The following is a 4,342-nucleotide window of genomic DNA, read 5'->3' as shown; positions in this document are numbered from 1 at the left end:
CGGGCCGCGCCGCTGGTTGCGCGAGTTCGTGCCAGGCGACATGTTCGGCGAGTTCTCGCTGCTCACCGGCGACCCGCGCAGCGCCACGGTGACCGCGCGGACCGACAGCCTCCTGTTCGAGATCGGCAAGGCCGACCTGATGCCCTTGATGGAACGCTATCCGGAACTCGCGGAACGGCTGAGCGGCATCCTGGCCTACCGCCAGGCCGACCGTGCCACCGGCAGGAACGAGCCGGCCGAGCCGCCGCCGGTGCCGGCCAGGCGCCCTGACCTTTTGAGCCGCATCCGCGACTTCTTCGGCCTGCCCGATGACCGCTGATCCGCTTACCTTGCCGGCGCCGATCGCGCGCGCCGACCTGCCGGTTTCGACCGAGGCCATGGCGCGCTGGCTGATCGGCCGGTCGCTGGTCCACGCCCATCTGGACGGCACCGTCGCCGGGCGCATCGTCGAGACCGAGGCATATGTGCCGGGCGACAGCAGCAGCCACGCGTTCCGCGGCTCGACCCCACGCAACCGCTCGATGTTCCTCGAGCACGGCCATGCCTATGTCTATTTCATCTATGGCAGCTGGTTCGCGCTGAACGTCAGCGCCGAGCCGCCGGGTACGGGTGCCGGCGTGCTGATCCGCGCGGTCGAGCCGACGCACGGCATCCCGCTCATGCAGCGCCGCCGTGGTACCGATCGCCTGGTCGACCTGGCGCGCGGGCCGGGCCGGCTCGCCAGCGCCCTGGCGATCGACCGCAGCCTGGATGGCCTCGATCTGTGCCAGGGCGCCCCGCTCTGGCTCGGCGAACCGCTCCGCCCGGCCGGCCCGATCGGCGAGAGCGTCCGCATCGGCCTGTCCCGCGAGACCGACCGGGTGCTGCGCTTCTTCGAGCAGGGCAGCCCGTTCGTGAGCGGGCCGAAGCGGCTGAACGCCCTGCCGCTGCCTCAGCGCCCGTAGATCCGGTCCAGCACCGCTGCGACCTCGGTGATGCGTTCGATCTCCCCATCGAAGCGGTGGCTCCTGGCGAGCTGCTCGGCGAAGGCCGCCGCGGACTTGGCCCCCCAGGGATCGGGCGGCTCGGCCAGGAGCTCGCCGCTGGTGCCACGGAAGCGCTCGGCCACGAAGTCGTAGAAGGAGCCGTCCCGGTTGCGCAGCGCCGCTCCCCCTTCCGTCCCGTAGAACTCGGCAGCGATCACCGCATCGCAGCCGGCCTGCAGGCGCCAGGAGCAGGCCAGCCGGATCACGGTGCCGGCCTCGGTGACCATGGTCGCGACCGCATGGTCCTCGACCTGCCCCGTCGCTTCAGCGAGCGGCCGGCCGCCGGCCTGCAGATGCGCGCTCACCTCCGCGATCTTCGGAAAGCCCAGCGTCCACAGGGCCAGGTCGACCAGGTGGACGCCCAGGTCGATCACGCAGCCGCCGCCTGCGGCTTTCGAGTCGTAGAACCACGGCTTGTCCGGCCCGTAGGCATTGTGGAAGACCAGATCGACCGCGAAGATCCGGCCGAGCGCCCCGTCCTGCACCAGTTCTCGGATCCGGCGCATCCCGTCGGTATGACGATAGGAGAGGTCGACGCCCAGGAGCCGGTCGGCCTGGCGCGCGGCGTCGACCACGGCCTGGGTTTCCGGCGCCGTGCGCCCGAGCGGCTTCTGGCAGAACACCGCGCGTCCGCTCCGGAGTGCCCGGATCGACTGCTCGGCATGGAGCGCGCTGGGCGTGGCGATTACGATCCCGTCCAGGTCGAGCGCCAGCAGGGCGTCGAGGTCGGGTACCACCTGCGCTTCCGGCGCCAGCTCCCTGGCGGCTGCCACCGTCTCCGGCGAGGGGTCGGCGATCGCGGCGGCGGTCACCGCCCCGGTTGCGAGCATCGCCTCCATTCGGTGCCGGCCAATCCAGCCGACCCCGAGAAAGCCCAGGCGCGGGCGGACAGGACCAGTCATGGGGTCACCAGCGCCTTCATGAACCCGTCCGGCCGGTCGCGGGTCGCATCCAGGGCCTCGTCCAGCCGGTCCAGCGGGAAGCGATGGGTGAACAGCGGCTCCGGGTCGAGCCGGCCCGCCGCCACCGCCGCCACCGCCTGGCGGATCCCCTCCACATAGACCTTGGGGTCGCGCTCGTGCGCGTTGATCACGTCCAGGCCTCGCCAGTTCCACAATTGCATGTCGACTTGGCGCGGTCCGTCCTGGTGGTAGCCGGCAATCACCAGCCGGCCGCGCTCCGCGGTCAAGTGCGCCGCCAGGTCGAGCGGCCACTGCTTGCCCACCGCCTCCACCACTCGCGGGCAGAAGGCTCCATCGGTAAGCTCGCTCACCCGGTCGATGATCCGCTGGTGGTCGTCCATCGGCACAAGTTCGGCCGCGCCATAAGCCTTCGCGATCTCGAGCGAGAAGGGACGCCGCGAGATCGCGATCACCCGGGCACCGGCGTCGCTGGCGAGCCTGGTGAGCAGGGCGCCGAGAAAACCGATCCCGATGATGGCGACCGTCTGCCCGGGTTCGATCTGGGAGCGCGCGAAGATGTTCATGGTGCAACCCAGCGGCTCGCCGGGAAAGGCCTTCTCCGCCAGTGCGTCGGGCAGCGGCACCACCGCGTCCGCCTCCGCCAGGTCGTACTCGCTATAGCCGTGATAGGAGAGGGCGGCGACGCGCTGGCCCGGCCGCAGCCCGTCCACCGCCGGGCCTACCGCATCGACCACGCCCCAGGCCTCGTGGCCGAGTCCGCCGGGCTCGGTCGGAAAGCGCATCCAGTCCGGCCCCGACCAAGGCACCAGGTTGGAGGCGCATACGCCACAGCCCTCCAGGCGGATCCGCACCTGCCGGTCGCCCGGCTCCGGCAGCGGAACCTCGTCGATCCGGATCCGGCCGGGGCCGGTCAACGTCGTGGCACGCATGGTCGGTGCTCGGGCCGGGGCCCGGGTCCGCGCTGAATTCATCGCGTCATCCATGGCAGGGCCGGGCGGCAGGCGGGCCCGGCAATGGTTGCAGCTTCTTCTTCAACCGGTCCCGGCGCCATGAGTTCCGAACGCACGAGACTGCTTGCCGTTCCAGCCCATAGCTGGGAAGGCTCTTGGCCTCCCGATGGCCGCGATGGGTGCCCGATGACCGTGGCGAACTACCTGGACAGACTGTGCTTCGCCATGCGGCTGCTCGCCCTGGCGCTCTTGCTCCTGCCGACGGTACCGGCCGTGGCGGCCGAGCCGGAGCCCTGGCCGCGTAGCGCGCAAGCGCCGCTGGTGCCCGACCCGACTGTGACCTGGGGCCGGCTGGAGAACGGGCTGCGCTACGCGATCATCCCGAACCAGACGCCGCCCGGCCGGGTCAGCCTGCGCCTCCTGATCGAGGCCGGCTCGCTGATGGAGCAGGACGACCAGCGCGGCCTCGCCCATTTCCTCGAGCACATGGCGTTCAAGGGCTCGGAGAACGTGCCGCCGGGCGAGTTCGTGCGCTACCTGCAGCGCCAGGGCCTGAGCTTCGGCGCCGACACCAACGCGCGGACCGGCTTCGACAGCACCGTCTACCAGCTGGAACTGCCCGGCAATGGCCAGGAGCTGCTGGACAGCGGCCTGATGATCCTGAGCGAGGTCGCCGGCCGACTGACCTTCCCGCCGGACGGGATCGAGTCGGAGCGCGGCGTAATCCTGTCGGAAAAGCGGCTGCGCAACACACCAGGGGCGCGCAGCGCCGACGCGCTGCTGGCCTTCATGCTGGGCGGCACGCTCTATCCCGAGCGCAACCCGATCGGGACTGACGAGGTCATCCGGAACGCGACCCAGGCCGACTTCCAGCGCTTCTACCGCGACTTCTACACGCCGGAGCGCAGCGTGGTGGTGGTGGCGGGCGACATAGCGCCGGACGAGGTCGCCCCGGTGATCGAGCGCCACTTCGCAAGCCTGGTGCAGCCGGAGGCCCCGGCAGCACCGCCGGAACTCGGGACGCTCACCGCCACCGGGACGGACGCGCTCCATTTCGTCGATCCGGGCCTGCCCACGGTCATCCAGCTCATGCATGCGGAGCCGCCCCTGCCGCCCGCCGACACGCTGGAGCGCGTCGACCAGCGCCTCGTGCAGGCGACAGCCCAGCTCATGCTGAGCCGGCGGCTGCAAAATCTGGGTCTCACCCCGGGCGCACCCTTCAGCCAGGCAGGCGCCTGGACCACAGACATGGCACCCGTGGCCCGGATCAGCGCGGTGACGCTGCAGACCACGGAAGCGGACTGGGAGAAGGCCCTGGCGGTGGGCGAGCAGGAGCTGCGCCGCGCACTCACCTTCGGCTTCTCGCAACAGGAGATGGACGAGGCGGTGGCGATCCTGCGCAGCGAGTTCCGCAACCGCGCGGCCAGTGCCGCCACCATGTCCT

Annotated in this window: 5 protein-coding genes; 3 read left to right on the top strand and 2 right to left on the bottom strand. The window is 71.0% G+C overall.

What is annotated here, in order from left to right; genetic code table 11:
- Both EQG76_RS13495 and EQG76_RS13490 read left to right on the top strand, forming a co-directional pair.
- Positions 1-319: cyclic nucleotide-binding domain-containing protein (locus EQG76_RS13495; protein ID WP_159714139.1), on the top strand; the 319-nt coding region annotated here is incomplete at its 5' end.
- Positions 309-944, top strand: a complete 636-nt coding sequence (locus EQG76_RS13490; protein WP_159714137.1) for a DNA-3-methyladenine glycosylase — start codon at positions 309-311, stop codon at positions 942-944. The genes EQG76_RS13495 and EQG76_RS13490, both read left to right, overlap by 11 nt.
- Here the strand turns inward: EQG76_RS13490 and EQG76_RS13485 are convergent.
- Together EQG76_RS13485 and EQG76_RS13480 are read right to left on the bottom strand one after the other, a co-directional pair.
- Positions 932-1,927, bottom strand: coding sequence for a Gfo/Idh/MocA family protein (locus tag EQG76_RS13485; RefSeq protein WP_159714135.1), 996 nt, complete (start codon positions 1,925-1,927; stop codon positions 932-934). The genes EQG76_RS13490 and EQG76_RS13485 overlap by 13 nt on opposite strands.
- Complete coding sequence (locus EQG76_RS13480) at positions 1,924-2,877, bottom strand: MDR/zinc-dependent alcohol dehydrogenase-like family protein (RefSeq protein WP_159714133.1); 954 nt, start codon at positions 2,875-2,877, stop codon at positions 1,924-1,926. The genes EQG76_RS13485 and EQG76_RS13480 overlap by 4 nt, the downstream gene beginning before the upstream one ends.
- A 207-nt stretch (positions 2,878-3,084) precedes the next feature.
- On the opposite strand from EQG76_RS13480, the gene EQG76_RS13475 reads away from it, so the two are divergent.
- On the top strand, positions 3,085-4,342 hold a 1,258-nt coding region (locus tag EQG76_RS13475; RefSeq protein ID WP_200840796.1), incomplete at its 3' end, for a M16 family metallopeptidase.

This window comes from Geminicoccus flavidas (assembly GCF_009806515.1).
Taxonomy (GTDB): domain Bacteria; phylum Pseudomonadota; class Alphaproteobacteria; order Geminicoccales; family Geminicoccaceae; genus Geminicoccus; species Geminicoccus flavidus.
The sequence above is the reverse complement of the archived record's forward strand: the minus strand, read 5'-3'. Positions and strand labels throughout refer to the sequence as shown.